The organism is Polaromonas sp. P4_F9 (genome assembly GCF_056401235.1).
In genome coordinates, this window is record NZ_JBFUJT010000003.1 from 145,685 (window position 1) to 172,284 (window position 26,600).

General features: G+C 63.1%; 23 protein-coding genes and 1 tRNA gene. 7 read left to right on the forward strand and 17 right to left on the reverse strand.

Annotated elements, in window-relative coordinates:
* Window positions 1-72: 72 nt before the first annotated feature.
* From AC1DUB_RS04345 to AC1DUB_RS04390, 10 genes are all read right to left on the reverse strand, one after another.
* Window positions 73-159, reverse strand: a tRNA-Leu gene (locus AC1DUB_RS04345).
* Window positions 160-276: 117 nt separating this feature from the next.
* Window positions 277-3,540, reverse strand: coding sequence for an efflux RND transporter permease subunit (locus AC1DUB_RS04350; protein ID WP_477728463.1), 3,264 nt, complete (start codon window positions 3,538-3,540; stop codon window positions 277-279).
* A gap of 7 nt (window positions 3,541-3,547) precedes the next feature.
* On the reverse strand, window positions 3,548-4,720 hold the full coding sequence (locus AC1DUB_RS04355) for an efflux RND transporter periplasmic adaptor subunit (protein ID WP_477728464.1): 1,173 nt from the start codon (window positions 4,718-4,720) through the stop codon (window positions 3,548-3,550).
* Between the two features lie 529 nt (window positions 4,721-5,249).
* A complete protein-coding gene (locus AC1DUB_RS04360) occupies window positions 5,250-5,606 on the reverse strand; it encodes a RidA family protein (RefSeq protein WP_477728465.1) in 357 nt (118 codons plus the stop codon).
* 64 nt (window positions 5,607-5,670) lie between these two features.
* Window positions 5,671-6,753: an agmatinase gene (gene speB / locus AC1DUB_RS04365; protein WP_477728466.1), complete on the reverse strand. Its 1,083-nt coding sequence runs from the start codon at window positions 6,751-6,753 to the stop codon at window positions 5,671-5,673.
* Window positions 6,754-6,801: 48 nt separating this feature from the next.
* Window positions 6,802-7,800, reverse strand: a complete 999-nt coding sequence (gene lhpI, locus AC1DUB_RS04370; protein WP_477728467.1) for a bifunctional Delta(1)-pyrroline-2-carboxylate/Delta(1)-piperideine-2-carboxylate reductase — start codon at window positions 7,798-7,800, stop codon at window positions 6,802-6,804.
* 14 nt (window positions 7,801-7,814) lie between these two features.
* Window positions 7,815-8,873: an ABC transporter ATP-binding protein gene (locus AC1DUB_RS04375; RefSeq protein ID WP_477728468.1), complete on the reverse strand. Its 1,059-nt coding sequence runs from the start codon at window positions 8,871-8,873 to the stop codon at window positions 7,815-7,817.
* Window positions 8,874-8,914: 41 nt separating this feature from the next.
* Window positions 8,915-9,718, reverse strand: coding sequence for an ABC transporter permease (locus AC1DUB_RS04380; RefSeq protein WP_477728469.1), 804 nt, complete (start codon window positions 9,716-9,718; stop codon window positions 8,915-8,917).
* 92 nt (window positions 9,719-9,810) lie between these two features.
* A complete protein-coding gene (locus AC1DUB_RS04385; protein ID WP_477728470.1) occupies window positions 9,811-10,668 on the reverse strand; it encodes an ABC transporter permease in 858 nt (285 codons plus the stop codon).
* 64 nt (window positions 10,669-10,732) lie between these two features.
* Window positions 10,733-11,824, reverse strand: a complete 1,092-nt coding sequence (locus AC1DUB_RS04390; RefSeq protein ID WP_477717073.1) for an ABC transporter substrate-binding protein — start codon at window positions 11,822-11,824, stop codon at window positions 10,733-10,735.
* A gap of 154 nt (window positions 11,825-11,978) precedes the next feature.
* Between AC1DUB_RS04390 and AC1DUB_RS04395 the strand changes: the two genes are divergently transcribed.
* From AC1DUB_RS04395 to hpnE, 4 genes are all read left to right on the forward strand, one after another.
* Entirely contained in the window at window positions 11,979-12,836 is an 858-nt protein-coding gene (locus tag AC1DUB_RS04395; RefSeq protein WP_477728471.1) for a LysR substrate-binding domain-containing protein, read from the forward strand.
* 5 nt (window positions 12,837-12,841) lie between these two features.
* A complete protein-coding gene (hpnC, locus tag AC1DUB_RS04400) occupies window positions 12,842-13,744 on the forward strand; it encodes a squalene synthase HpnC (protein WP_477728472.1) in 903 nt (300 codons plus the stop codon).
* An 85-nt stretch (window positions 13,745-13,829) separates the two neighbouring features.
* Window positions 13,830-14,672 carry a presqualene diphosphate synthase HpnD gene (gene hpnD / locus AC1DUB_RS04405; protein ID WP_477728473.1) on the forward strand — a complete coding sequence of 281 codons (843 nt, stop codon included), beginning with the start codon at window positions 13,830-13,832 and terminating at the stop codon, window positions 14,670-14,672.
* 185 nt (window positions 14,673-14,857) lie between these two features.
* The gene (gene hpnE, locus AC1DUB_RS04410) at window positions 14,858-16,138 is read left to right on the forward strand and encodes a hydroxysqualene dehydroxylase HpnE (protein ID WP_477728474.1); all 1,281 of its coding nucleotides are present in this window, start codon (window positions 14,858-14,860) and stop codon (window positions 16,136-16,138) included.
* 37 nt (window positions 16,139-16,175) lie between these two features.
* On the opposite strand, the gene AC1DUB_RS04415 is transcribed toward hpnE, so the two are convergent.
* A complete protein-coding gene (locus tag AC1DUB_RS04415; RefSeq protein ID WP_477728475.1) occupies window positions 16,176-16,841 on the reverse strand; it encodes a glutathione S-transferase family protein in 666 nt (221 codons plus the stop codon).
* Window positions 16,842-16,871: 30 nt separating this feature from the next.
* Entirely contained in the window at window positions 16,872-17,567 is a 696-nt protein-coding gene (locus AC1DUB_RS04420; RefSeq protein ID WP_477728476.1) for an HAD family hydrolase, read from the reverse strand.
* Window positions 17,568-17,616: 49 nt separating this feature from the next.
* Here AC1DUB_RS04420 and hemH point away from each other — a divergent pair, with 49 nt between their 5' ends.
* Complete coding sequence (hemH, locus tag AC1DUB_RS04425; RefSeq protein ID WP_477728477.1) at window positions 17,617-18,720, forward strand: ferrochelatase; 1,104 nt, start codon at window positions 17,617-17,619, stop codon at window positions 18,718-18,720.
* 24 nt (window positions 18,721-18,744) lie between these two features.
* Here hemH and AC1DUB_RS04430 read toward each other — a convergent pair whose 3' ends face one another.
* The 5 genes from AC1DUB_RS04430 to AC1DUB_RS04450 form a co-directional block, all read right to left on the reverse strand.
* A complete protein-coding gene (locus AC1DUB_RS04430; RefSeq protein WP_477728478.1) occupies window positions 18,745-19,515 on the reverse strand; it encodes an MHYT domain-containing protein in 771 nt (256 codons plus the stop codon).
* A 461-nt stretch (window positions 19,516-19,976) separates the two neighbouring features.
* Entirely contained in the window at window positions 19,977-21,002 is a 1,026-nt protein-coding gene (locus AC1DUB_RS04435; protein WP_477728479.1) for a Bug family tripartite tricarboxylate transporter substrate binding protein, read from the reverse strand.
* Window positions 21,003-21,051: 49 nt separating this feature from the next.
* On the reverse strand, window positions 21,052-22,557 hold the full coding sequence (locus AC1DUB_RS04440) for a tripartite tricarboxylate transporter permease (RefSeq protein WP_477728480.1): 1,506 nt from the start codon (window positions 22,555-22,557) through the stop codon (window positions 21,052-21,054).
* A 1-nt stretch (window position 22,558) separates the two neighbouring features.
* Window positions 22,559-23,116, reverse strand: coding sequence for a tripartite tricarboxylate transporter TctB family protein (locus tag AC1DUB_RS04445; protein WP_477728481.1), 558 nt, complete (start codon window positions 23,114-23,116; stop codon window positions 22,559-22,561).
* 91 nt (window positions 23,117-23,207) lie between these two features.
* A complete protein-coding gene (locus AC1DUB_RS04450) occupies window positions 23,208-24,167 on the reverse strand; it encodes a Bug family tripartite tricarboxylate transporter substrate binding protein (protein WP_477728482.1) in 960 nt (319 codons plus the stop codon).
* 111 nt (window positions 24,168-24,278) lie between these two features.
* Here AC1DUB_RS04450 and AC1DUB_RS04455 point away from each other — a divergent pair, with 111 nt between their 5' ends.
* A complete protein-coding gene (locus AC1DUB_RS04455) occupies window positions 24,279-24,959 on the forward strand; it encodes a response regulator (RefSeq protein WP_477717086.1) in 681 nt (226 codons plus the stop codon).
* Between the two features lie 163 nt (window positions 24,960-25,122).
* Window positions 25,123-26,511 (forward strand): sensor histidine kinase, encoded by a 1,389-nt coding sequence (locus AC1DUB_RS04460; RefSeq protein ID WP_477728536.1) that lies wholly within the window; start codon window positions 25,123-25,125, stop codon window positions 26,509-26,511.
* Window positions 26,512-26,600: the final 89 nt, after the last annotated feature.

Genomic DNA, 26,600 nt, shown 5'->3' on the forward strand with positions numbered 1-26,600 from the left:
TGCTGCGGCAATACCGCAATGCCTGAAGGCCCGGAAGCAGCACTTAACCTGCTTCCCGTAAACCCTCAAGGATGGTGCGCGGGGGGGGACTCGAACCCCCACACTGTTGCCAGCGTCAGGACCTAAACCTGGTGCGTCTACCAATTTCGCCACCCGCGCGCCTGAAATAAAAACGGGAATCCGAAAAACCTCCGAATCCCCGCTTGAAATCGGTCAACTCTCTATTTTAGCCGTTATCGCAGCCCGATTTCACGGGCATCGACCCGCCGGTGCCATTCAGGAGACTGCCAGGGGGTTCTCCGGCTCGCGCTTGACGCGAAACCACGCCGCATACATGGCCGGCAACGCCAGCAATGTCAGCACCGTCGCCACCACCAGTCCCCCCATGATGGCCACGGCCATGGGACCCCAGAACACGCTGCGCGACAGCGGAATCATGGCCAGCACCGCAGCTGCGGCCGTCAGCACGATAGGCCGCAACCGGCGCACGGCTGACTCGACAATCGCATCCCAGGCGGGTACGCCCCGGGCACGATCCTGCTCGATCTGATCGATGAGAATCACGGAATTGYGCTGGATCATGCCCATGAGCGCGATCACGCCGAGCAAAGCGACAAAACCGAACGGCCGTCCCAATAAAATCAGCGCCCCGGCCACACCTGCGATGCCAAGCGGGCCGGTCAAAAATACCAGCATGGCGCGGCTGAAGCTGTGCAATTGCAGCATCAGCAGCGTGAAGGTCAGGAAGAGCATGACGGGAATGCCCGCAGCAATGGACGCCGAGCCCTTGCTGCTTTCTTCCACCGCGCCCGCTACCTCGATGCGGTAGCCCGTCATGCCGCTGCCGTGCCATTGGGTCTCCAGCGCCTTGAGCCTGGGCATCAGCTCCTGGGTCACCGTTGCGCCCTGAAGCCCTTCGACAATGTCACTTTGCACCGTGATGGCGTAATCGCGGTTTTCGCGCCACATCACCCCCGGCTCCCAGGTGAAGACCGGCTTGGCGATTTGCGTCAGCGGAATCGAGCGCCCGGAAGCCGTGGGCAGGTAAGCGTTGGCAATGTCGGTGATGGCGTTGCGCTCGTCCAGCGGCTGACGCAGCACAATGTCGATCAGCTTGTCGCCTTCGCGGAACTGGCCCACCGGGGTGCCCGCCAGAATGGTCCGGGAGGCCTGGGCAATGGACTGGCTGCTCACGCCCAGCGCACGTGCTTTCGACTGGTCCACCTCCAGGCGCAACACCTTGACCGATTCGTTCCAGTTGTCATTGACGCCGCGCGTGTTCGCACTTTCCCGCATCACCGCCTTGACCTCGTCGGCACGCTCGCGCAGGACCAGCGGGTCAATACCCACGACCCGGAACTGCACCGGGTACGGCACCGGCGGTCCGTTGGGCAGCAACTTGACGCGGCCCCGCACCTCAGGGAACTCGGTTGCCAGCAGGGCCGGCAGCTTGATGCGCAGGGTTTCGCGCACCTTCAGGTCCTTGGCCAGCACAATCATCTGCGACACGTTGGTCTGCGGGAATACCTGGTCCAGCGGCAAATAAAAGCGCGGCACACCCGAACCCACCCAGGTGCTGACCGAAGTCACGCCCTCTTCCCGCATCAGGCGCTGCTCGACGCGCCGGGCGGTGGCCTCGTTGGCCGCAAAAGAGGTGCCCTCGGGGAACCAGATGTCCACCATGATCTCGGGGCGGCTGGAGTCGGGGAAAAACTGCTGCTGCACCTTGCCCATGCCCACAATGCCCAAAGCAAAGAGCAGCACCGTGGCGCCGATCGTGATCCAGCGATGCTGCACGCACCAGTTCACGGTTTTGCGAAAGGTGTTGTAAAAGGGGCTATTGAACATCTCGTGCGGGCTGTCCAGGCCGGCAGCGACCTCCTTGACGTGCGGTGGTACCCTGAGCAGCAGCGTGCCCAGGTAAGGGACAAAGTACACCGACACAATCCAGCTGAGCACGAGCGCAATCACGGTCACCGCAAAAATCGCAAAGGTGTATTCGCCGGTTGTCGACTTGGCCAGGCCGATGGGCAAAAACCCGACCGCGGTGATGAGCGTGCCCGTCAGCATGGGCATTGCGGTTATTTCATACGCAAAGGTGGCGGCGCGCACCTTGTCATAGCCCTCTTCCATCTTGCGCACCATCATTTCCACGGCAATGATGGCGTCGTCCACCAGCAGGCCCAGCGCAATGATCAGGGATCCCAGAGATATCTTGTGCAGGCCGATACCGTAGTACCACATGGCCAGAAAGGTCATGCCCAGCACCAGCGGAATGGTGATGCCCACGACCAGTCCGGGCCGCATGTCGATGTAATAGCGCCGCCATAGCGGAAGACGGCCAGGGCCCTCATGCTGGCGCTTGTGCAGGCCCAGGCTGATAAAGCTGACCGCCAGCACAATCACCACAGCCTCGATCAACACCCCGACAAATTCATTCACAGACCTTGCCACCGCCTTGGGCTGATCCTGCACATGGACCAGCTTGATACCGGCAGGCAATCCGCTGGTGATGCTTGCGGACAATTTCTCCAGCGACTTGCCCAGCCCGATGATGTCGCCGCCCTTGACCATGGACACGCCCAGCGCGATCACTTCCTTGCCCTGGTGGTGAACCTTGACAGTCGGGGGATCGACATAGCCTCGCCTGATTTCAGCAATGTCACCCAGGCGCAGTTGGCTGCCTCCGGCGCTGGTTCCCGCCCCGTAACCTGCACCGCGAATTGGCATGGCGCGCAGCTGTTCCACCGCTTCGAACTGGCCGGCTACCCGTACCTGCACCACATCCAGCGGGGTCTGCACGGCACCCGCCGATTCGATGGCATTTTGCTGGCCCAGTTGCGACAGCACCTGATTGAAATCCAGCCCCAGCTGCGCCAGGCGTTTCTGGGAAATTTCAATGAAAACCTTTTCGTCCTGTACGCCGAACAGTTCAACCTTGTTGACATCCGGCACACGCAGCAGGCGCTGGCGCACATCGTCCGCAAAGGTCTTGAGCTCAGCATAGTTGAACCCATCGGATTCCAGGGCGTAAATCACGCCATAGACATCACCAAAATCGTCGTTGAAAAAGGGGCCCTGAATACCGCCCGGCAGGGTGCCACGCATGTCGCTGACCTTCTTGCGCACCGAGTACCAGACGTTGGCCACGTCGCCGGGTTTGGAGGAATCCTTGATCTGGAAAATGATTTGCGACTCGCCCGGCTTCGAATAGCTGCGTATCTTGTCGGCATAGGGCACTTCCTGCAGCGTGCGCTCCAGCTTGTCAGTCACCTGCTCGGCGACCTGTTGCGCGGTGGCGCCGGGCCAGTAGGTGCGCACCACCATGGCCCTGAAGGTGAACGGCGGATCTTCGTCCTGCCCGAGCTGGAAATAGGAAGCAAAACCCAGCGCCATCAGCACGACCAGCAGGTAGCGCGTCAGCGCCGCATGCTCCAGCGCCCAGCGGGACAGATTGAACCGGGGAGAAGGAAGATCGCTGTTGGCAGCGTTGTTGCCAGGGTTGTTGCCGGCCTGGCTGCCGGTGCCTGCCTGCGTCATGCCGGCCTCACTTCGCAACCGACGCAGATGCGCTGGAAGCCAAAGCAGCCGTCGCAGGTTTTGCTATCGAATCAGGACCTGTTTGCGCCGGACTGGCGGTCGTCACCGCCACGCTGGGCCGGTAAATAGTGACTTTCTGTCCGGGCGACAGCACATGCACGCCGGCGCTGACCACCAGCATGCCCGGCTGCAGGCCCGATGCCACCACCACATCGTTGCCGTCGGCAGTGGCGACCTGGATCACCTGCGGCTTGACGGTCATGCTGGCTTTGTCGAGCACCCACACCGCCGTGGCATTGCCTTCCTGGCGCAAGGCCGTGGTCGGCAGCTTGATGACCGGCATACCGACGACGTCGCCCACTTCGGGCACGACGGACACCGTGGCACCCAGGACGGGCGGCTCCTTGGCGTCGATGGAAACCTTGACAGGGTAAGTCCGCGTCACCGGATCGCTGCTCGCAGCCACCTCACGCACCTTGCCGGGTAAATCGGTGTGTTGCGCCCACATGCGAATCCTGACGGGTGCACCGACCTTGATGCCGGCCACCTTGTCCTCAGGCACCGAGAACACCACGTCGCGAACGCCGTCGGCCGCAATGCGCACCACCGGCACCCCCGCTGCCACCACCTGGCCCGGCTCGGCCTCTACCGCGGTCACCACACCCGAGACATCGGCCACCAGCGCGGCATAACCGGCCTGGTTGCTCTGCACGGCCAGCTGCGACTGGGCCTGCTCCAGTTGTGCCTGGGCCGCCTTGAAGGTCGTTTCGCGGCGCTCCAGTTCCGCACCACTGATGAAATTCTGGTCTTTCAGCTCTTTGTAGCGCTTGAAATCAGCCGCAGCGAGATCCCGGTTGGTCGTTGCCGTTGCAACCTGGGCGCGGGCTGCATCGGCGGCCAGCTTGTAATCCTGCGGGTCCAGTTGGGCCAGCACCTGGCCGGCCTTGACGCGCTGGCCCAGCTCGGCCTGCCGCTTGATGATCTTGCCCCCGACCCTGAAACCCAGACGGGACTCGACCTGGGCCCTGACCTCCCCCGCATACTCGTGGCTGGAAGAAAACGCACCAGTCCCTACAGTCATGACCTTCACGGCACGTACCGGCTCCTCAGGTGGAGCGGATGGGGAACAGGCGGCCAGTACGACAGCGATGCTCACCAGCGAAAAGACGGTTTTTTTCATGGTCTGGTTCAGATGAAGAATCGGGACAGAAGATCGGATCAGGGGATCAGGCCAGGCAATTACTGACTGACCGGTTAGTAATCTAGGATAAATGGGGAGGCTTGTCAAGCACTTGGCCTCGGCATAAATCACCCGAGTACCGGGGGAAATTTACCCGCGACAGGACCGACGAGACACGTTGGGATACCAAGACACGGCTGACGCCGCCCGTGCGAGGACGTCAAGGAGAGCGCAGCCTCGAAGTTGCTCAAACGATGGGGCCCCACGCGCCGAATCAATGTTTAGGTTGATCGGACACGGGGCAGAGCGGCAGCAAGGTGCCACCAGTTTGGGCGCAGGTTTCAGCGCCCGAGCGGGGCTGCCCGCCCTGTCGTCAGCTCACCGCGCATGCGTACTTGCGCGCACTTGCACGTCACTGCACGCTTTCGCACGCAGTCGTGGGCGGGCAGCGCTGCCCGTCTCCATGGAACCCTGGAGCAGTCGCCAGGGGAGTCAACCCGGCAAGGCGGCCGGCAAGGCGGAGAAAGGATCAGGCCTGCGCCGCAATCACGCTGATCTCCACCTGGTATTCGGTTGCGGCCAGACGGGCGCTGTGCACGGTGGCGCGTGCCGGGGTGTTGCCGGGCGTTACCCAGGCCTCCCAGGCGCGGTTCATGTCGGCAAAGGTGTCCATGTCGGTCAGCCAGATGGTCGCACTCAGTATGCGGGTCTTGTCGCTGCCGGCAGCGGCCAACAGGCGGTCGATGCTCGCCAGGACTTGCTGCGTCTGGGTGAAGACGCTGGGCCCGGCATCGTGGTCGGCTACCTGGCCGGCCAGGTAAATGGTTTTCTGGTGCACGACCGCTTGCGACATGCGGGGGCCGGTTTCAATGCGCTGGATGGACATAGGGGTCTTCCTCGTAGGTGTTGTAAGGTGAAAAGTAAAAAACAGAGGGAATGATTCCCGCCGGTTATCGGTTCGCCATGGCCGGCGACAACGCAACCAGGCACAGTATCTCGAACAGCATCTGCGCGCCCACCAGAGCCGTGTTGCCGGAAGGGTCATTCTGTGGGGCGACCTCCATCACGTCGCCGCCGACGATATTCAGGCCCGCCAGGCCGCGCAGCAAGGTGAGCACTTCGCGCGGGCTCAGGCCACCGACCTCGGGCGTGCCCGTGCCGGGCGCATACGCAGGGTCCAGGCTGTCCACGTCAAACGTCACATAGGTCGGGCCGTCGCCCACCACTTCGCGGGTGCGCCGGATCACAGCCTCCACCCCCATTTTCGAGAACTCTTCAGCATGGATGACGGTCATGCCGGAGTCAAACGAAAACTCCCACAAATACTCGGCCCCGCCCCGAATGCCGATCTGGACGCAGCGGCGCGGATCCAGCACGCCCGCCAGCACGGCTTCCCGGAAGGGGCCGCCGTGGTGAAATTTGGAGCCCTCGTAGGTTCCGGCGGTGTCGCAGTGGGCATCAATATGCACCATACCCACCGGCCGGTCGCGTCCCACCGCTTTCAGGATGGAGCCCGTGATCGAATGGTCACCGCCCACAGCCAGCGGAATCACACCCGCTTTCACAACCTGGTTGAAGCAGGCCTCGATGTCGGCGTGGCATTCGTCCAGGCTGAAACGGCTGCGCATGGGCACATCGCCCACGTCGGCCATCTTCAGGCGAGTCACCGGCGCCAGGCCCAGCGCATGCTCGTAAGGCCCGATACGCTCCACATTGCGCACGGCGCGCGGCCCCAGGCGGGCCCCGGCGCGGTTGGTCACGCCCAGGTCCATCGGCACGCCGATCAAGGCCACATCGAGGCCCGCCAGATTCGGCTCGGGCTGGGCCAGGCCATCCGCGCGGTAAGGGGCATCGAGAAACGTGGGGACGTCGGCAAACGGCCACTTGCGGCGGTCCGAGCTGCTGAAGATCTGTTCAGCGACGGTCTTGAATGCCGGGTCAAACATGTCGGCGCCCGAAGCGCCGGCATAACGGGCCCGCAACCGGGCCAAATGTTCTGCGTTGGTAGCTGCGTTGGTAGTCATGGAATGCATGGAATGGTTCATGTTGGAAAAAATCGGGAGGTTGGCAGCTGCCGCCGCTCACACCTGCGGCGCTGCGCTGCTGCGCGACAGCCGGTCCAGGCACAGCCGCGCAGCGGCCAGGTCTTCCAGTGCGGCTCCAACGGATTTGAAGACGGTGATATCGGTGTCGCGGCGCGCAATGGGTGCGTCCGCCCGGCACAGGTCAGCCAGCTCGCCCCGAATACGGTTGCGCACCAGCGCACCGGACGCCAGCGCCTGGATCAGGTCGCCCGCCTCCGCCAAGCCGCCGGCGGTGGTGTCGCACCAGACCGAGGCTGCGCGTGAGAACACCTGGTCATCGGCCTCGCGCATCTGCGGCGTGAAGGCGCCGACCAGGTCCACATGCGTGCCTGGACGCAGCCACTCACCGCGCAACAGCGAGGTTTTCGACAGCGTGGCGCAGCTGATGATGTCGGCCTGCGTGCAAGCCTCATCCAGCGCGGTGACAGGCTCGGCATTCACGCCCTGCGCCCGCAAGGCGTCCGCACTCTCCTGCGCCTTGGCTGGTGACCTGCCCCACACCAGCACGCGCTCAATCGGGCGCACCTGGGCATGGGCCAGGGGCAGGTACTGCGACAGTCGCCCCGTCCCGACCATCAGCAGCGTGCGGCTGTCCGGGCGCGAGAGAAACCGGCTGGCCAAGGCTGAGGCGGCCGCCGTGCGGCGCGCCGTCAATTCGCCAGCATCGAGCACCGCCTGCGGACGGCCGCTGGCGCCCTCCATCAACACGTAAAGCCCGTGAATGGAGGGAAGGTTCAGCCTGTGGTTATCCGGATAGACCGCCACGAGCTTGACCCCCACCCCTAAACCAGGGCTCCAGGCCGGCATGGACAGCAACACCGGTGTGCTGGCGCTGCCCATGCCCTCCATGTGGTAATGGCCCCGCGTGGGCGTGCTCAGGTCAGTCGCGGCAAAGGCGCTGTGCAGGGCCTGCAGCAGTTCCGGCCAAGGCAAGTGGCTGGCCACGCTGGCGGCATCGACAAAAACCGGGGAAATCGTGGATGGAGAATTTTCCATGACGCCCTCCCCGTTCAAGCCGCGAACACCGAACAGCGTTCGGCATCGATCAGCACATTCACACGCTGCCCGCAGCGCGCGCTTTGAAACTGGGCATCGCCGCCATGGCAACGCAGGCGCTCATCGCCACAGCGCAGGATCAGTTCCGACTTGGCGCCGAGGTCGCGCAGAAAATCAATCTCCCCCCTGATGCTGTTGGGCCGCACCGGTGCATCGGCATGGGCCGGCTCGAACCTGAGGTCTTCGGAGCGCACGGCCAGCGTCACGGCGCTGCCGGCCGGCAAGCTGGTGGGAAGCGCCAGGGAGCTGCCCAGCACCTCGATCACGCCCGGGCCGCGCACCATGCCGGGCAGCAGGTTGGCGGCTCCGAGGAACTCGGCCACGAACGCATTGGCCGGTTTGCGGTACACCTGCGAGGGCGTATCGCATTGCTGGACGCGCCCGCCCTTGAGCACGACCAGGCGATCCGACAGCATCATGGCTTCGTGCTGGTCGTGCGTCACCACGACGGTGGTCACGCCAAACTGCTGCTGCAGTTGCCTGAGCTCGATCTGCATGCTGTCGCGCAATTGGGCATCCAGGGCCGACAGCGGCTCGTCCAGCAAAAACAGCTTGGGCGGAACGGCCAGCGCACGCGCAATGGCCACGCGCTGGCGCTGCCCGCCGGAGAGTGCCGACACCGGGCGGTCCGCAATTGCCGGAAGTTGCACCATGTGCAGCAGTTCTTCCACGCGGCTGGCGCGCTGCGCCGCGGCGACTCCCTTGAGCTTCATGCCGTAGGCAATGTTTTCGGCCACCGTCATGTGCGGGAACAGCGCCAGCGACTGAAACACCATGCCAAAGCCGCGCAGATGCGGAGCCACATGGCTGATCTCCTGGCCGTCCAGCAGCAGCTGGCCGCTGCTGGCACTCTCGAAGCCGGAAATGATGCGCAGCAGCGTGGTCTTGCCGCAACCCGAGGGGCCGAGCAAACATACAAATTCCCCGCGGGCGATGGTCAGGTCAACATCGCTGAGGACGTTCGCCGTGCCGAAGCGTTTGCTGACGCCCCGGAGTTCCAGATGTTTGTCCATATGCAAAATTCCTTCGTTAATCAGATTCCTGGAGGCAGCGCTCAAAACAGGCTGCCCTTGCCAGCCACAAGTTTGTCGACCCAGGCGATCAGCGCCACGTCCAGGGCAATGATCAGGGTCGAAATGGCGAGGGTGGTGGGATCCAGCGACGAGACGGTGCGGCTGTACATCCAGATCGGCAGCGTGCGCACGTCGATCGTGTACATGAAGAAGGTCACCGTGAACTCGTTGAAGGAAATGATGAAGGCGAAGATCAGTCCGGCCATGATTCCCGGCTTCATCAGCGGCACCACGACATGCAGGATGGCGCGCAACGGCGAGGCCCCCAGCGACATGGCGGCTTCTTCCAGGTCCACCCCGACGCCGTTCATGGCACTCAGGCAATTGCGTAAAACAAAAGGCAGCGCCAGCGTGATGTGCGGAATGGCCAGACGGAACAAGCCCAGGTCAACGCCCGTTTCACGACTGAGCGCTTCGGTCATGAGCAGGTAGGCCACGCCCAGCACCACCAGCGGAAACACGATGGGCAGGGTGAACAGCAGCTCGGCCAGGTGGCGCCAGCGCCCGTGGCTGCGCACCACGGCATAAGACAGCGGCACACAGACACTGACGCTGGCCAGCATGGTGATGAGGCCCACGATCAGGCTGCTGGTCATGGCGCTGAAGGCCGACATCGTGCCCTCACTCTTGTCGCCAAACAGCACATCGAAAGCGGCGCCGTACCAGCGCAACGACAGGGACTGCGGCGGAAAATCCAGGTTGGTGCCGCCCGAGAACGACATGATCAGGATGATCACCACCGGCAGCGCCGCAATGAGCAGGCCCAGCCCGGCCAGGGTGCCCATGACCCAGCCAAAGGATCCGCGGCCGGCACGGGGAGTGGCTGGGGACGTAGCTGGAGCAGTCACTGAAGGGGTGATTGAAGTTGCCGTTGCCATCATCGTGCTCCCTGCCATTGGCTGGTGCGTGTGGACAGCCAAGTGGCTGCCATCAGGGTTGCCAGCGTGATGGCGATGAGGGTGACGCCCGCCGCCGCCGCGCCTGCCCAGTCAAACATCGGTGAAATCATGTCGCGGATGGCCACACCCATGGTCTGGACACGGCGGCCGCCGAGCAGCAGCGGCACGGCGAAAGCGCTGGCGTTGAAGGCAAACACAATCGAGGCCGCCCCGATCAGCCCGGGTTTGAGCAGCGGCAGCGTGATGTCGCGAAACGAGCGCCAAGGCGCGGCCCCCAGGCTGGCACTGGCCTCCAGGTATTGCGCCGAGATGGCCCGCATCGAGCCCAGAATCGGAAACACGGCCAGCGGCAAGGCGGTTTGCACCAGGCCCACCAGCACACCGATTTCATTGAACAGCAACTGCACCGGGCGGTCCAGCACACCGAGCTTGAGCAATACGCCATTGATGATGCCGTTGGGCCCCAGCACCATGATCCAGCCATAGGACTGGATCAGCAGGTTCAGGATCATGGGCAGCAGGATGAGGCTGGTGACCACGCGTCGCCAGATGGGCTGGGTGATCGCCGCCATCAGCATGGCCACGGGCACCGCCAGCACCAGGCAGATGACCGTGCTCAGCGCCGCCAGCTTGAGCGTCAGGACGACCGAGCGAAGAAAAAACGGGTCGAGCAGGCCCAGGTAACGCTCCAGGCTGAAACCGTCAATGGACTGCGTGTCCGCCGAAAAGGAAAAGCGCAGCACAAAAACGACGGCCAGCAGAAAAGGCAGCAGGAGGACAACGGCCGGCAGCGCCAGCAAGGCCAGCCGGAGGCGGCCAGAATTCAGAGTGGACATGGTCAAAACTTTCCTGACGACCGGGCCACGGGAAGCGGTCCGGCCGTTTATCAACTGCAAGCGATCAGGAGAAGGTCTGCGTATAACGCTTGATCCAGCTGTCGCGTACCGAGGCAATCACTGCCTTGTCGTGAATCACCGCGGTGGAGCCGAGCTGCTCGGGCTTGATGATGAAGGGGCTTTTTTGCGCCTCAGGCGAGAGCACGGCCTTGAGGTTGACCGGCCCGTTGAGCACGTCCTCGGCCATTTTTCCCTGCACAACGGGGTCCAGCGAGTGGTTGATGAAGGCATGGATCAGGGACGATTCGCCGGGATGGGCCTTGGGCATGATGGTGTACATCAGGTCGGCAAAAAAACCTTCCTTCAGGTTGTACGTGGCGCCCAGGCCGGAATTGGGATCCTTGAGCTCCTTGGCAAAGAAGGCCGGGGCATACACCGCGCCAATGTCCAGCGAGTTGGAGCGGAACAGTTCGGCGATTTGCGTCGGGTTCTCGCCAAAGGTCAGCACCCGGTCCTTGAGCTCGGCCAGCTTCTTGAACCCCCCTTCCACATTGGTCGCGCTGCCGCCGGTCAGCTTGGCTGCGGCCACGATGGTGTCCAGCGAATCCGTCCAGGTCGCCGGCGGCAAAAACACCCGCTTGGCGTATTTGGGGTTCCACATTTCCTCGTAGCTGGTCGGCGCCGCCTTGAAGGTACGGGTGTTGTACAGCATGCCGCCGGTCCACAGCAGGTAGCCAATGCCGTGGCCATCGGCACCGGTGCGAAACCGTGCATCCACACTCTGGAGGTTGGGCAACTGGTTCAGGTCGGGCTTTTCCAGCAGGCCGGCATTGGCCAGGGTCACGGCGCCGACACCCGCCAGCGTGATCACGTCGTATTGCGGGCGATTTCCGCCCGCCTTGAGCTTGGCCACCATTTCGGACGTGCTGCCTGTGCGGTCAGCAATGACCTTGGCACCGGTCTGTGCCTCAAACGTTTGCGCAATGTTGCGTAGCACCGCCAGGCCCGTATCGTCCGACCAGGTCAGAATGCGCAGGGTTTTCCCTGAGAACTTGCGATTTTGGGCGAGCGCATTGAGTGCCGGAAAGCCCAGCGCCGTCGAGGCCAGCGCAGCGCCTGCCTTGACCAAGGTGCGCCGTTGGATATCGTGTGTCATATCGGTTTCTCCTGTGTGGGTGTACATATAAGAATAATTTGTTGACTTGCTAAATACCCGTTTCGCAGCCCTCAAAAAATCTCAAAGTCATCGTAATGGCTCTGCTAAAGTAGCGATAGTCACAAAATTGTCGCGTACCTATCAATAAAACTGAATGCAAGACTTGGACCCGCACCTGTTGCGCGCATTCTTGTCGGTGATTGACGTCGGCACCGTCAATGGCGCTGCCGCCGCACTGCACCGCACCCAGGCGGCCGTCAGCATGCAGATCCGGCGCCTGGAAGATATTGCGGGCGCCCCGCTCTTCGAACGCTCGCCCAAGGGCCTGACGGCCAACGCCGAGGGGCGGGTTCTGGAGCCCTATGCGCGTGAAATCCTGACCCTCAATGAAGAAGCCCGGCAGCGCATCAGCGGCCAGCGCATGGAAGGCCGCGTCAAGCTGGGGGTGGTGGAAGACTTTGCGGCAACGCGGCTGATTGAGATTTTGAAGTCCTTTCGCGACCAGAACCCCAAGGTGCATCTGGACCTGATCATCGCGGGCAACCGGCAGCTGGCCGCGCTGTTTGAGCAGGACAAACTCGATTTGCTGATTTGTGACACCCAGGAGGTGGCGCACAAGCCCCTGGTCGAGTGGCCCGAGCAACTCCTGTGGGTGGTGCGCTCCGACCTGACGCTGCCGCCGGACGATGCCTTGCCGGTGGTCCTCTTCACCGACGCCTGCCCCTGGCGCACCCGGGTCATGGAGTCGCTGGCCGACGCCCAGTTGCGCTGGAGCATGGTGTGCGAGGCTTCCACGCTGGTGGCCATGGCTACCGCTGTGCAGGTGGGCATCGGCATCGGGCCCATGATTTCAGCCACCATTCCGCCCGGTTGCCGCGTGCTCACGGCAACGCCTGAATTCCCGAACCCGATTCAAATCGGGATTGGCCTGTATGCCCGCACCGGGGCCTCGGAGGAAGCGACTTACCTCGCCGATTTCATGACCCGCATGCCAGGCAGGCTGGCGGTTTGACGGGCATGCCAGTGACATCAAGACCTTTACCGCAAAACCCGGCCGGCACGGACGCGCCCGCGACCTCAACCGCTACGCCCACGCGCAAGGCGGGTGTCGACCATTACGAAAACTTCCCGGTCGCCTCTGTCCTGTGCCCGCCGCGCCTGCGCCCTGCCATCGCCGCCATCTATTGGTTCGCCCGCACCGCAGACGACATCGCCGACGAGGGCGATGCCCTACCCCAGACCCGTCTGGACGACCTGGCCGCCTACCATGCGGACCTGATGGCGACCGCAGCCGGTCTCTCACCCTCCCCGCGCTGGGCCGCCGTGTTTGACCAGTTGAGCCCGGTGATCACGCAATTTGCCCTGCCGGTGCATTTGCTGGCCGACCTGCTCAGCGCCTTTGAGCAGGACGTGGTGAAACAGCGCTACGCCAGTCAGGCCGAACTGCTCGACTACTGCAAGCGCTCAGCCAACCCGGTGGGCCGTTTGCTGCTGCACCTGTATGGTGTGCACGACGGCGACTCGCTGCAGATGAGCGACAACATCTGCAGCGCCCTGCAACTGATCAACTTCTGGCAAGACCTGAGCGTGGACATTCCGCGCGGACGCATCTACCTGCCGGCCGATGCCTGGGCGCGCCATGGCGTCGACGAAACGCAACTGCTGGCTTTGGACAGCAACCCGGCTACTACTAATTTAATAGCTGACTGCGTCCAGTCCGCAAGGGCCGCCATGCTGAAAGGCTCACCACTGGCTAAAAGAATACCGGGGCGCGGCGGCTGGGAACTGCGGCTGGTGGTGCAAGGCGGTCTGCGCATCCTGGACAAAATCGAAGCGCTGAACTTCGATACCCTTGCACAGCGCCCCAAGCTCGGGCCCTGGGATGTGGTGGTGATGGGATGGCGCGCACTGTGGATGTGAGGGACGTGAGGGATCGGCGTGATGTGAGAAATATGCACATGCCCGTAGGCCCGATTGCGTCATTTTCGCGTGCAACAATTGCCGCATGAAGCCAGAGCAATATGTCCAACAAAAAGCCGCTGCATCCGGTAGCAGTTTCTATTACGCCTTCCTGTTTTTACCCCCCGAGCGGCGCGCCGCCATCACCGCGTTTTACGCCTTCTGCCGCGAAATAGACGATGTGGTCGATGAAGTGACCGACCCCGGCGTGGCGCGAACCAAGCTGGCCTGGTGGCAGGCTGAGGTGGCCAAATCGTATGCCGGCAGTCCGACGCATCCGGTCATGCAGGCGCTGATGCCCCTGGCCGGGAGCTACGGCATTGAAGCGCGCCATTTACAGGCGGTCATCGAGGGCTGCCAGATGGACCTGGAGCAGAACCGCTACCTCGACTTCCCCGGTCTCATGCAATATTGCCACCTGGTGGCGGGCATCGTCGGCGAGGTAGCCGCGCGCATTTTTGGCCAGACGGACGAAGCCACCACCACCTACGCACACAAGCTGGGCCTGGCGTTTCAGCTCACCAACATCATCCGCGATGTGGGTGAAGATGCGATGCGGGGCCGCATCTACCTGCCCATCAACGAGCTCCAGCAGTTTGATGTGAAGGCGCACGAGATCCTGAAACGCCAGTATTCCGAACGCTTTACCGCGCTCATGCAGTTTCAGACCCAGCGCGCACTGGCGCTGTATGACGAGGCGCTGGCCCTGCTGCCCCCGGCCGATCGCCGGGCCCAGAAGCCCGGCCTGATGATGGCCAGCATTTACCGCACACTGCTGCGCGAGATCGCCGCCGACGGCTATCAGGTGCTGCACCAGCGGGTCAGCCTCACACCCCTGCGCAAATTTTGGCTGGCGTGGAAAACGCAGGCCTTTGGGCGGGTGGTTTAGATAATGGCCCCCACGCTCGTCGCTTCGCGTACTTCGCGAGGCCTTGCAGGCCGCGGCTTGCGAGACGCTTCGCCCCTGTCGCCTGTCCAAACCTGCTCAAACAGGTTTGGAGCCGCAGGCTCCAGCCCCTCGGGGGCTATTTTTCCTAGGGGCGGCCCGTCGGAAAAATGCCTTTCGCCTGGAACATGAGAGTCGCCGTCGTGGGTGCCGGGTGGGCGGGCTGCGCCGCAGCCGTCGAGGCCACGCGCCTGGGTTACCAGGTCACCCTTTTTGAGGCGTCCCGCACCGCTGGCGGGCGGGCTCGCCGCTTGGGCGGCACTGTGGCGGGCCGGTCTGTCCCGCTCGACAATGGCCAACACATCCTGATCGGCGCCTATGCCGAAACCCTGCGCCTGATGAAAGACCTGGGCGTTGACGTGAATGCTGCCATGCTGCGTCTGCCCTTGAGCATGCGCTTTCCCAATGGCAGCGGCCTGCAGTTGCCCCGGTGGCCGGCGCCGCTGGATGCACTCGCCGGCATCCTCGTGGCCCGTGGCTGGTCATGGGCGGACAAGCTGTCGCTGCTCAAGGTGGCACTGGGCTGGAAACTCAAGGGATTTCAGTGCGATCTGGGCCAGTCGGTGACCGATATATGCCAGGGCCTGACACCTGGCGCCATGGCCTCGCTGATCGAGCCTTTGTGCGTGTCGGCGCTGAACACGCCGGCGCAATGCGCCAGTGGCCAGGTGTTCCTGCGCGTGATCCGTGATGCGCTGTTTCTGCAGAGCGGCGGCTCCAACCTACTCTTGCCCCGCAAGGACTTGAGCGCGCTGCTGCCGGACGCCGCGCTGGCCTGGCTCCATGAGCAGGGCAGCCCCGCACAACTGGGGGCTCGCGTGCTCACCATCGCACCCCTCGGGTCAGGCTGGGTCGTGACCACCGATAGCAGCGTCGCTTTTGATTGCGTGGTGCTTGCCTGTCCGCCCCACGAGGCAGCGCGCCTTGTCGAAGGCAGTGGCGTGCCGGCTGACGAGTGGCTCATGCAGACGCGTGGCTTGCAGCACGAGGCCCTCACCACCGTTTATGCCCATGCGTCCGATGCGCGCCTGGCCCAGCCCATGCTGGCGCTGCCTTCAAGTGCCACGGAGCCGGCCCAATTCGTGTTCGACCGCGGACAACTCGGCGGCCCCGCGGGCTTGCTGGCGTTCGTGATCAGTGCCAGTTCGGGCGACAGCGCCACACTGACACAGCAGGTGCTGGCGCAAGCCGCGCGGCAGTTGGGACTGAATTCGCTGAACCCGCTGCAGCCGGTGCAGACCATTGTGGAAAAGCGTGCGACCTTTGCCTGCACCCCCGGCGTGCAGCGGCCCGGCGCCGCCGTCGCGCCGGGCCTGATGGCCTGCGGGGACTACATTGCCGGGCCGTATCCGGCCACCCTGGAAGGCGCGGTGCGCTCCGGCCTGGAAGTGGCCAGGCGCCTGCACTGAACGATCCGACGCTTTGTGGCCTCCCGGATCATCAAGGTCACGCACTTTGCGCCATGGCCCTGACGAGCTTATAAGCAGGGCGCGCCAGACAGGCGCGCAGCCATTGAGCCGTGCGCGGGCGCTGCGCCATCAATTCGGTGGCACTCTGCGCCCATGTCAGCACGGAAGCCACGCAGATATCGGCCACGGTAAAACGCTCGCCGGCCAGATAACTCCGCGTTTGCAAATGCTGCTCCAGCACGCCCAACGGACCGGCCAGCCGCCGCTCGGCTTCATCGGCCAGTTGGGGCTTGCGCCGTTCAGCCGGCATCAGCACCCGGTGCATCAGGATGGTCAGCGCATCCTTTTCGCACTCGGTCACCACCCAGAAGCTCCAGCGCAAAATCTCGGCCAGCTCGGCATGGCTCCGCGCCGCCAGCATGGGGGTGTTGGCATCACGTTGTGCCGCCAGCGATCGTGCGCCAGGGGGCTTGAACCGCTCGGCCAGGTACAGCGCGCACGCCATGGACTCCCAGACCAGCACACCGTCATCATCAACCACGGGAATGCGGCCATTCGGGTTGATCGCCAGAAATTCCGGCGTGCGCGTAGCACCGGCCAGATAAGGCAGGGGAATATGTTCGTAGGCCAGGCCCAGCTCCTGGGCCACCCACAGCGGCCGTGCCGCACGCGAGGCCGCTGTGCCATAGATTTTGAGGGTCATGTCAATCAACTCCAGGACGGCCCGTCCCCTTCATCGGGGGAAAAGGTCACACAATTCGGTGAGCGAGGCCACTGTTTCATGGGGTTCACCTGCGTGCGTCCATAAATGCTCTGTCCGGTTTACCCACACCGTCTGCATGCCGCAGTTAAGAGCCCCCAGCACATCCAGCGTGGCGTCGTCACCCACATGCAGCAGTTGAGCAGGCTCCACCTCGACGGACCCTGCGGCCGCGTGAAAAATCCGGGGATCGGGCTTGCCCACGCCAAACTGCTGGGCACTGATGCTGGTGCGGAAATAGTTGCCGATACCAATGCGCTGAATATCCGCATTGCCGTTGGACAGGGCCACCAGCGGAAAGCGGCTGGACAAAAATTCGAGGGCCAGCAAGGCATCTTCGAACAGCGTGACCCGGTTGCGCTCGGCATAAAAAACCGCGAACGCATCTTCAGCCAGCAGGGGATTTTCCCGGGAGCGATAGAGCGCCAGCCGGATGGCCTCGCGCCGGATGGCACTCAGGTTGTGCTTGAGTTCGGGACGCGAACGCATCACGTGCTCACGAATCTCATGCCGAGCCGCGGGATTGGCAAACAGCGCAGCGGTCATCGGCGCATGCTGGCTGAGCCAGTCGTCAAGCACCTTTTCGGCCCGTTCAATGGCGGGCCAGATCGGCCACAGGGTATCGTCGAGGTCCAGCGAGATGGCTTTGATGATGGTCAGGTCAAGCATAGGTAAGTTCATGGATACGGTGTTGCGCCACCCCGCACTAGAATAACCCATGTCTTTTGCCTCAGAGCCGTCCTTCGTTCATGGCAAGCCACCGGCTGCATCCTCCACCACCGCCATCCTGCTCTGCAACCTCGGTACACCCGATGCGCCCACCGCGCCCGCGCTGCGCCGCTACCTCGCCGAATTTTTAAGTGACCCGCGCGTGGTCGAAATCCCCAGGCCTGTCTGGTGGCTGATCCTGCACGGCATCATCCTGCGCCTGCGCCCCAAAAAATCCGCCGCCAAATACGCCAGCATCTGGACGCCCGAGGGCTCACCGCTGAAGGTCTGGACGCAAAAGCAGGCCCTGATGTTGCGTGGCTACCTGGCGACGCGCGGGCACACCGTGGAGGTGCGTTACGCCATGCGTTACGGCAACCCATCGATTGCCTCGCAGCTGGACCAGCTCAAGGCGGACGGCGCCACCCGTATCCTCATCCTGCCGGCCTATCCGCAGTACAGCGGCACCACGACCGCCAGCGTGTTCGACGCGGTTTACAGCTGGGCCGCGCGGATACGCCGGATTCCCGAGTTTCGCTTCGTCAACAACTACCACGATGACCCCGGCTACATCAACGCGCTGGCCGACCGGATTCGCACGCACTGGCGGCACTACGGCCAGGCCGGGCAACTGGTCATGAGCTTTCACGGCGTGCCCGAGCGCACGCTCAAGCTGGGTGACCCTTACCACTGCGAATGCCACAAGACAGCGCGCCTGGTGGCCGAAAAGCTGGGGCTGGGAAAGGACCGCTACAAGGTCACCTTCCAGTCACGCTTTGGCAAGGCCAAATGGCTGGAACCCTATACCGAACCCACGCTGATCAAGATGGCGCAGGCCGGTATTCAGCGGGTCGATGTGGTGTGCCCGGGTTTTACCGGCGACTGCCTGGAAACGCTGGAAGAAATCGCAATGGAAGCGCGCCACGCCTTTTTACAGGCGGGCGGCAAGGAGTTTTACTACATCGAGTGCCTGAACGACAGCCCCGTGTGGATGGCTGCGCTGGCAGAGTTCAGCGCGCAGCAACTGGCGGGCTGGCCAACCGGGACACCAACGGAGGCCGAAGCCTTGCACCGCTCACGCGAACGGGCAGTGGCCTTGGGTGCGCCACGCTAGCGTGGTGTTGCAAACCCGGCTTTTTCAGCCCTGCTTGAGCGGCCTTTTCATTTTCACAGGCTCGACCAGTCGTCCCATCAAATTCCAGAGCAGCACCACCAGCACCAACCCGACGGTGCCGAAAACCAGCGAAGGCAGCAAGCTGCCGCCAATGGTCCAGGCCGGTGGCGCCTTGCTGGTAACGCAAACAAAATCCGCAGCGGCCATGCCGGTGTAATGCATGGCGCACACCGCCAGGCCCATGATCAAGGCAGCCACAAAACGGTAGGTCGCCTTGCGGATGTTGAACGCAATCCAGAGAGCCGCCGCCGCCGCACAGATGGCGATCACGACACTGCCGGCCACCATCGACCAGTTGAACACCATCTCAGCGCGCAAATGCATGGCATACATGCCGCCGTAATGCATCACGCAAACGCCCAGCCCTGCCAGCACGCTTCCCGCCAACCAGCCCCCGATACTGAACTGGCTTCTGCCGCCTGCCAGCCGCAGGGCGATGCCGGAAATAAGCACGGCCGCCAGCAACGACGCGAAGGTCAGCGTGCCGTCATAAACTACGGTCATGGGCAAGCGGTAGCCCAGCATGCCGATGAAGTGCATGGACCAGATACCGACGCCGCCCAAAGACACCGCGGCACCGATCACCATATCGTGGTCAATGGACCCATCGCTGCGGCGAATATGCCCTGCGTGGTAAAGCGCCATCAAGGACCCCATCACCGCCACGACGTAAGACCCCAGCACATACATCAGGTTGTATTGCGCGGGCAAGATATCGCCAGGATTGAAAGCCATATTTCCTCCTCGAAATTTAACATCACCAGTTTTATAGGCACCAGCTTGCAAGCTCGTTTTGATGCATCAAACCGCATCCGCGGGCCCCGCGTGATGCTATCAGTGAGCACATGGCGCGTCACAGGTGGATGGGTGTTGTTTCAGGGAAATAGTGACAATTTCGAGGGCATGAAATTCGCTTGACAACCTGCACCCGCGAACTTTTGTGCGGTGCAAGCCAGACAAATTCAAGCATGTTGTCAAAAATATTATGCTTTTTACTTACATGCCTAATGATTTTCGACGCTTATGCAAAAGTGACTGCTTGGCCACGCTGATTAAATTTTTGTGGCGAGTGCGTCACGATTTTTGAACACGCGGCAAAAAGCTTTACGACAACGACTTTTAGCCGACAGACCGCATCAGTGGGTCGCTGGATGAAGCAGACGCTTTCGATGCGCAGGTGGCCCCGCGCAGATATCTCAGGCTTTCAGCTTTAGCAGATGCACCATCACCCGCGAAGTCGTCATGTCAAAGTCGATAAAGCTGCCAAAGGCGGGGCCGGCAAGCCAGGAAGACTCCCAGTGGTTCTGTTTCAGGGTTTTCAGCCACGAGTCATGCAACGTGGCAGCCTTCACGGCTTCAATCATCTCTGCCTGGCGTGCAGCCGTCACGCCCTGTCCGGTGAACACACCCCGCCAGTTGGCCATGTCCACGCCCACTCCCTGCTCGCGAATCGCGGGAATACCAAACACCGAGCGTTTGGACGACACCCCAATGGCGCGCAATTTCCCGCTGGCCAGCTGTTCACTGAATTCGCTGAAGCCTGAAATGCCGGCCACCGCCTTGCCACTCAGCACCGCCTGCACCACCTCGGTACCGCCCGCAAATGGCAGGTAGACGAGTTCCTCCGGTTTGCTCTGCGAGCCCCGCATGAACACGCCGGCAAACACATGGTCCACGCCGCCGGCCGAGCCACCGGCAATCGGCACTTCCTTGGGGTTGGCGCGCATACGCGCCGCCAGGTCGCTCACGGTGCGAATTGGGGAATTGGCATCCACCACCACCACCAGGTAGTCACTGGTCAGGCGGGCGATGGGCTGAATGCGGGTCATGTCGACAGCGGGCTTTTGCAAAGCTACCGCGCCCACCATGACCATGCCACCCATCAGCAGGGTGTTGGGGTCGTTGCTGTACTTTTCGGCGTAATGGGCCAGACCAATCGTGCCGCCCTTGCCACCCTTGTTCTCATACTCGATCTCATCGGTCGCACCCGCGCCCAACAGCGCCGTACCGAGGGCGCGGCCGGTCTGGTCCCAGCCTCCGCCGGCGTTGGCCGGGATGACGATGCGCAGCTTGGGCGCCAGTTTGACCACCTTGCTCTTGGCGGAAGCCGCTCCCGCGCTGGCCGCGCCGGGTTTGGGCGATTGGGCCCAGAGCGACCCCGTGCCGCCCAGTGCGGCGATGGCCAGTCCACCCAAAGCGGTGCGTCGTTGAATTTTCAGCATGTTTTGCTCCAGTGATCCAGTGAACTTGATGGGTCTCTCAACGCAAAAGTTATGCCGGCGCCTTGCGCATCGACCAGAACTTCGCCAGCCGCGGCAATACCAGCACGGTCGCGATGACCACGATGAGGGTGATCGACATGGGGCGCTGGAAAAACACCACCGCGCTGCCCTCGCCGATGGACATGGCATTGCGCAACTGCGCTTCCGCCAGTGGCCCGAGAATCATGCCAACGACCACCGGTGCGGTCGGAAAGTCAAAACGGCGCATCAACACACCCAGCACGCCGATGCCATACAGCAGGAACAGGTCAAACGCACTTTGGCGCATGCCATAGGCTCCCACCGTTGCAAAGATCAGGATGCCGGCATACAGCTGCGGCTTCGGTATCTTCAGCAGCTTGACCCAGAATCCGACCATCGGCAGGTTCAGCACCAGCAGCATCACGTTGCCAATGTAGAGGGAGGCTATCAGCGCCCACACCAGAGCCGCCGAGGTGGTGAACAGCTGCGGGCCGGGCTGGATGCCGTAGTTCTGGAAAGCGCCCAACAGGATGGCCGTGGTATTGGAGGTGGGAATGCCGAGCGTCAGCAGCGGAATCAGCGCGGCAGTCACGGTGGCGTTGTTGGCGGCCTCGGGTCCAGCCACACCTTCAATGGCGCCGGTGCTGCCAAACTCCGCCCTGTCCTTCGGATCCTTGGCCAGCTTTTTTTCCATCGCATAGCTCAGGAAGGTGGGTATCTCGGTCCCGCCGGCCGGAATGCAGCCGAACGGCGTACCAATGGCCGTGCCGCGCAGCCAGGCCGGGATCGAACGCTTCCAGTCGCGCGCCGTCATGTGCACACGGCTCAGCCGGTTCTGCTCCTCCACGACCCGGCCTTCGTACAGCACCGCGTACAGCACTTCCGCCACGGCGAACAATCCAACCGCCACCAGCACGATTTCAATGCCGTCCAGAAACTCGGGAATGCCGCCGGTGTAGCGGCTCTGGCCTGAAATCTGGTCGAGACCGACACAACCCGCAGCCAGGCCGATGAACAGTGCCGTAATGCCGCGCAGCGTGCTCTTGCCGAGCACCGCGCTCACGGTGGTGAAGGCCAGCAGCATCAGCAGAAAATATTCCGGTGGGCCGAGCTTGACCGCGAAGTCCGCCACAAAGGGTGCGAACAGCGTGACGATGACGGTGGCGATGGTGCCGGCGACAAAGGAGCCTATGGCGGCCGTGGCAAGCGCAGCACCCGCACGGCCGCTCTTGGCCATCTTGTTGCCCTCCATGGCCGTGACCATGCTCGCCGTTTCACCGGGCGTGTTCAGCAGGATGGAGGTGGTGGAGCCGCCGTACATGGCTCCGTAATAAATACCCGAGAAGAAAATCATCGAAGCCGTGACATCGACCTTGGCGGTGATGGGCAACAGCATGGCCACCGCCACGGCCGGGCCGATGCCAGGCAGTACGCCGACGGCTGTGCCCAGGGCACAGCCCACCAGGCACCAGAGAAGATTGGCAGGGGTAATCGCGAGCGCGAAGCCATGCATCAATGCGTTGAAGATATCCATGTCAGAGCCACCCAGTTGCTGTCAGGCCCGGCAGGTTGATGGCCAGGAATTGCGTGAACATCCAGAACACCGGCGCTGAAATGAGCAGACCGGTCACAATGTCCATGACCCAGGTGCGCGCCGCGCCCGACGGCTGACCGCTGGCGCGCCGCAGGCCCTGCACCGCCAGCAGGTAGCACAGCGTGCAGCTCAGGATGAAGCCGATCGTAGTGAGCAGCGCCGCATTGAGCAGCAAGCCAGCGGAGACCCAGACAAAGCCTGGCCAGTAAGCCCGCACAGCGCCAGAGGGCGCGTCCAGCTCACGAAAGCCCCCACTGCGCGCTTCCCAGATGATCCACCCGCCGCAGACGGTGAGCATGATCGAAACCAGCCACGGCAGAAAATTGGGGCCGACACCGCCGTAACCTGCCACAGAAGAAATGCTGACGGCGCCGAAAGCCAGCGCTAGGCCGGTAAGCAGCACACCGGCTCCCACCAGGGTTTGCGGCCAGACGGCCTCCGCGGCGGCTCGCGCGGCCTGATCGGATGGCCCGTCGGCCAGGGCATTTGAAGTTGTCATTGTTATGGTCCCCAAACATGTCGAACTGAATATGAAAACGGCACGCCGCCTGGGTCAGGCGACGCGCCGCGGGAGGGTGGAGGCCGCAGCCTCAGACCATGCCGGACTTGACCATGGTGGCACGCAGGCTGGCAAAGTCGTCATCGACGAATTTGTCAAAGGCCGGGCCCGTCAGCACTGCGGGGGTCCAGTTGTTCTTTTCGGAAGCTTCCAGCCAGCTCTTGGACTTGACGGCCTTGAGGATCATCTCGGTGAGCACCTTGCGCTGCTCGGCCGAAATGCCGGGGGCGCCGTAAACGCCGCGCCAGTTGCCGATCACCACGTTCACGCCCTGCTCCTTCAGCGTGGGCACATTGACGCCCTTCAGGCGTGTTTCGGAGGTGACCGCTAGCGCCTTCATCTTGCCGGAATTGATGTACTCCGAGAATTCGCTGTAGCCGCTGCCGCCAATTGTCACGTTGCCGCCCAGAATGGCAGCGGTGGCCTCTCCGCCTCCGCGGAAAGCCACGTAATTGATTTTGGAAGGGTCCACGCCCGCTTCACGTGCAATCATGGCCGCCGCAATGTGCTCGGTGGAGCCGCGCGAGCCGCCACCCCATTTCACGCTGCCGGGGTCTTTCTTGAGCTGCTCGATGACGTCTTTCATCGATTTGAACGGCGAGTTGGCAGGCAGCACAAACACGTTGTATTCGCTGGTCAGGCGGGCGATCGGTGTGGCCTGCGACAGGCTGACCGGCGGCTTGCCGGTGATCAGGCCACCCAGCATCACGGCGCCCATGACCATCAGCGCATTGCCATCGCCCTTGCTGCCGTTGACAAACTGGGCCAGGCCCAGCGCGCCAGCGGCGCCGCCCTTGTTTTCGTAGGTCACGGTCGCTGCCGCACCGGAATCCATCAAGGCCTTGCCCAGGGCACGGCCGGTGGTGTCCCAGCCGCCGCCGGGATTGGCCGGAATCATCATCTTCACGTTGGCTGCTGCCAGGGCCGGCAGGGGCAAGGCCCCCGCAGCGGCCAGCGCGGCCATGGATTTCAAAAAGGTATCGCGACGCATGGATTGTCTCCTTGGATATGTGGTAACCCCGCCATCATGCGCCTCCTTCCTGTCAAACGGCTGTCCGGAAGCATTGGGGAAAGTGCTAATGTCCTGCCCATGACGCCGACCATGAAATTGCTGCTGATCGAGGACGATGCCTCCATGCAGACCGCCCTGCAGCGCGCGCTGAGCCGGCGCGGCATCGAGGTCGCGGGCTGTACCGATGGCCGGCAGGCGATCGCTCAATGGACCACCGTGCAGCCCGACGTGGTCGTGCTCGACCTCAGCCTGCCGGGGATGGACGGCCTGCAGGTGCTGGAACAGGCGCGCCGGCAGGGGCTGGCCACACCGGTGCTCATCCTGACGGCCCGCGGCACCGTGGGTGACCGCATCATCGGCCTGAACACGGGTGCGGACGACTACCTGCCCAAACCGTTTGACCTGGACGAGCTGGAAGCCCGCCTGCGCGCCCTCAGCCGCAGGCGCCCTGCGTCGGGCACTGAATCAGGCCCTGCCCCACAATTCGTGGGCAATCTTCGCTATGAAAAAGACAGCGGTGCGATCTACTATCGCGACCAGGTCCTGGAGCTCACCCCGCGCGAACTGGCCTTGCTGCAGACACTGATCGTCAAGCCCGGCCATGCGGTGTCCAAGGAACGGTTATTTGAACTGGTGTTTCCGGGCGAAGCCGATGTGCAGTACGAAGCGGTGGAAGTGGTGGTCTACCGTCTGCGCAAAAAACTCGCCCATACCGGCGTCACGCTGGTCACCCTGCGCGGCCTGGGTTACCTGCTGAAAGTGGATGCATGAACCTCACCGCGATGAAGCCATGAACGCCGAAGCATCCAGCAGCAGCGCCGGCGTCAAGGACGGGGAACACAGGGAAGCGCCTCCTTTCGACGCCGGGCCATCCCAAACCGCCCCTTCCCCCGCGAAGGGCAGCGAAGCACCCGCCATGGCGAGCGCGGGAGCCATGTCCCTGCGCCGGTACCTGCTGATGGGCATCCTGCTGCCTGTCGGCCTGCTGGTGGTGGTCAACACCGTAAGCCTTTACCAGCAGGCGTTGGCTGCCGTCAACACGGCCTACGACCGCACCCTGCTGGCATCCGCGAAATCGATTGGCGAGCAGCTTGATGTGTCGGGTTACGACGAGCATTCCGAGTTGCGCGTGACGGTGCCCTATGCAGCGCTTGAAGCGTTCGAGGCCGACAACCAGAGCCGCCTCTTTTACCGCGTATCCAGCCTGAACGGCGAAATGGTCTCAGGCTTTGCACAACTGCCCTTCTGGCGGGGCCGCATCCCGTCCAGGCCGCCCTACTCCGCGCTGGTGGATTTTTACGACGACTTTTTTCTGGAAGACCCTGTGCGCGTGGCGGTGCTGCTTCAGCCGGTGGCGAGCCCCAACGGGCGCGCCATGGCCGTCATCCAGGTGGCCGAAACACTGGAGTTGCGCAAGACGCTGGCCCGCAAGATCCTGATCGACACGCTCTGGCGCCAGGCCGTGTTACTGGCCGTGATTGCCCTGGTGGCCGTGATCGTGGTGCAGCGCGCCACCCGGCCGGTGCGCCGGCTCAGCGCCCAATTGCAGGCCCGGCCCGAAGGCGACCTGACAGCCATCGCCGCACCCGATGCGCCGCGCGAACTGCAACCGCTGGTCGACGCCACCAACGAGGTGATGGGCCGCCTGCAACACCTGCTGGAACACCAGAAACGCTTTGTGCGCGACGCGGCGCACCAGTTGCGCACGCCACTGGCCGTGCTCAAGGTGCAGGTGCAGTCTGCGTTGCGCGGCGACATCGATGCACGTGAAGCCCTGGGTGAGATCAACCAGACAGTGGACCGCGCCACCACGCTGGCCAACCAGATGCTGGCGCTGGCCAAGGTCGAGCAGCTGCGCCAGCAGGCCGACCTGCAGGTCATCGACCTGGCGCAGGTCGTGCGCTCAGTGGCGCTGGACATCTCACCCCTGATTGCCGAAAAAGACATCGACTTTGAAATCGAGACAGTCCCCGCCCCCATCCTGTCGCATGAGTGGATGCTGGGCGAGCTCTCACGCAACCTGCTTCACAACGCCATCAAACACACGCCGGCCGGCGGGACGCTGGCGGTGCGCATCGTGCGCGATGCCGTGTATGTCGCCCTGACCATCAGCGACGGCGGCCCCGGTATTTCAGCCGAGCTGTCGGCACGCCTGTACCAGCCTTTTTCAGCGGGCAATGTGCGCCACGGCTCCGGGCTGGGGCTGGCCATCTGCAGGGAAATCACCGAGGCGCTGGGCGGCACCATCTCCCTGGAGAATCGCGTGGTGCATGGCCAGGTGACGGGGCTGGATGCCACGGTTCGCCTGCCGCTGGCCGGGTAGGCGCCCAACGCTTCGGTCCATGGAGGACACGGGCCCAACGGGTTTTCCCGATTCGGATGACCTCATGGAAAACCCGGGGGCTGAATTTG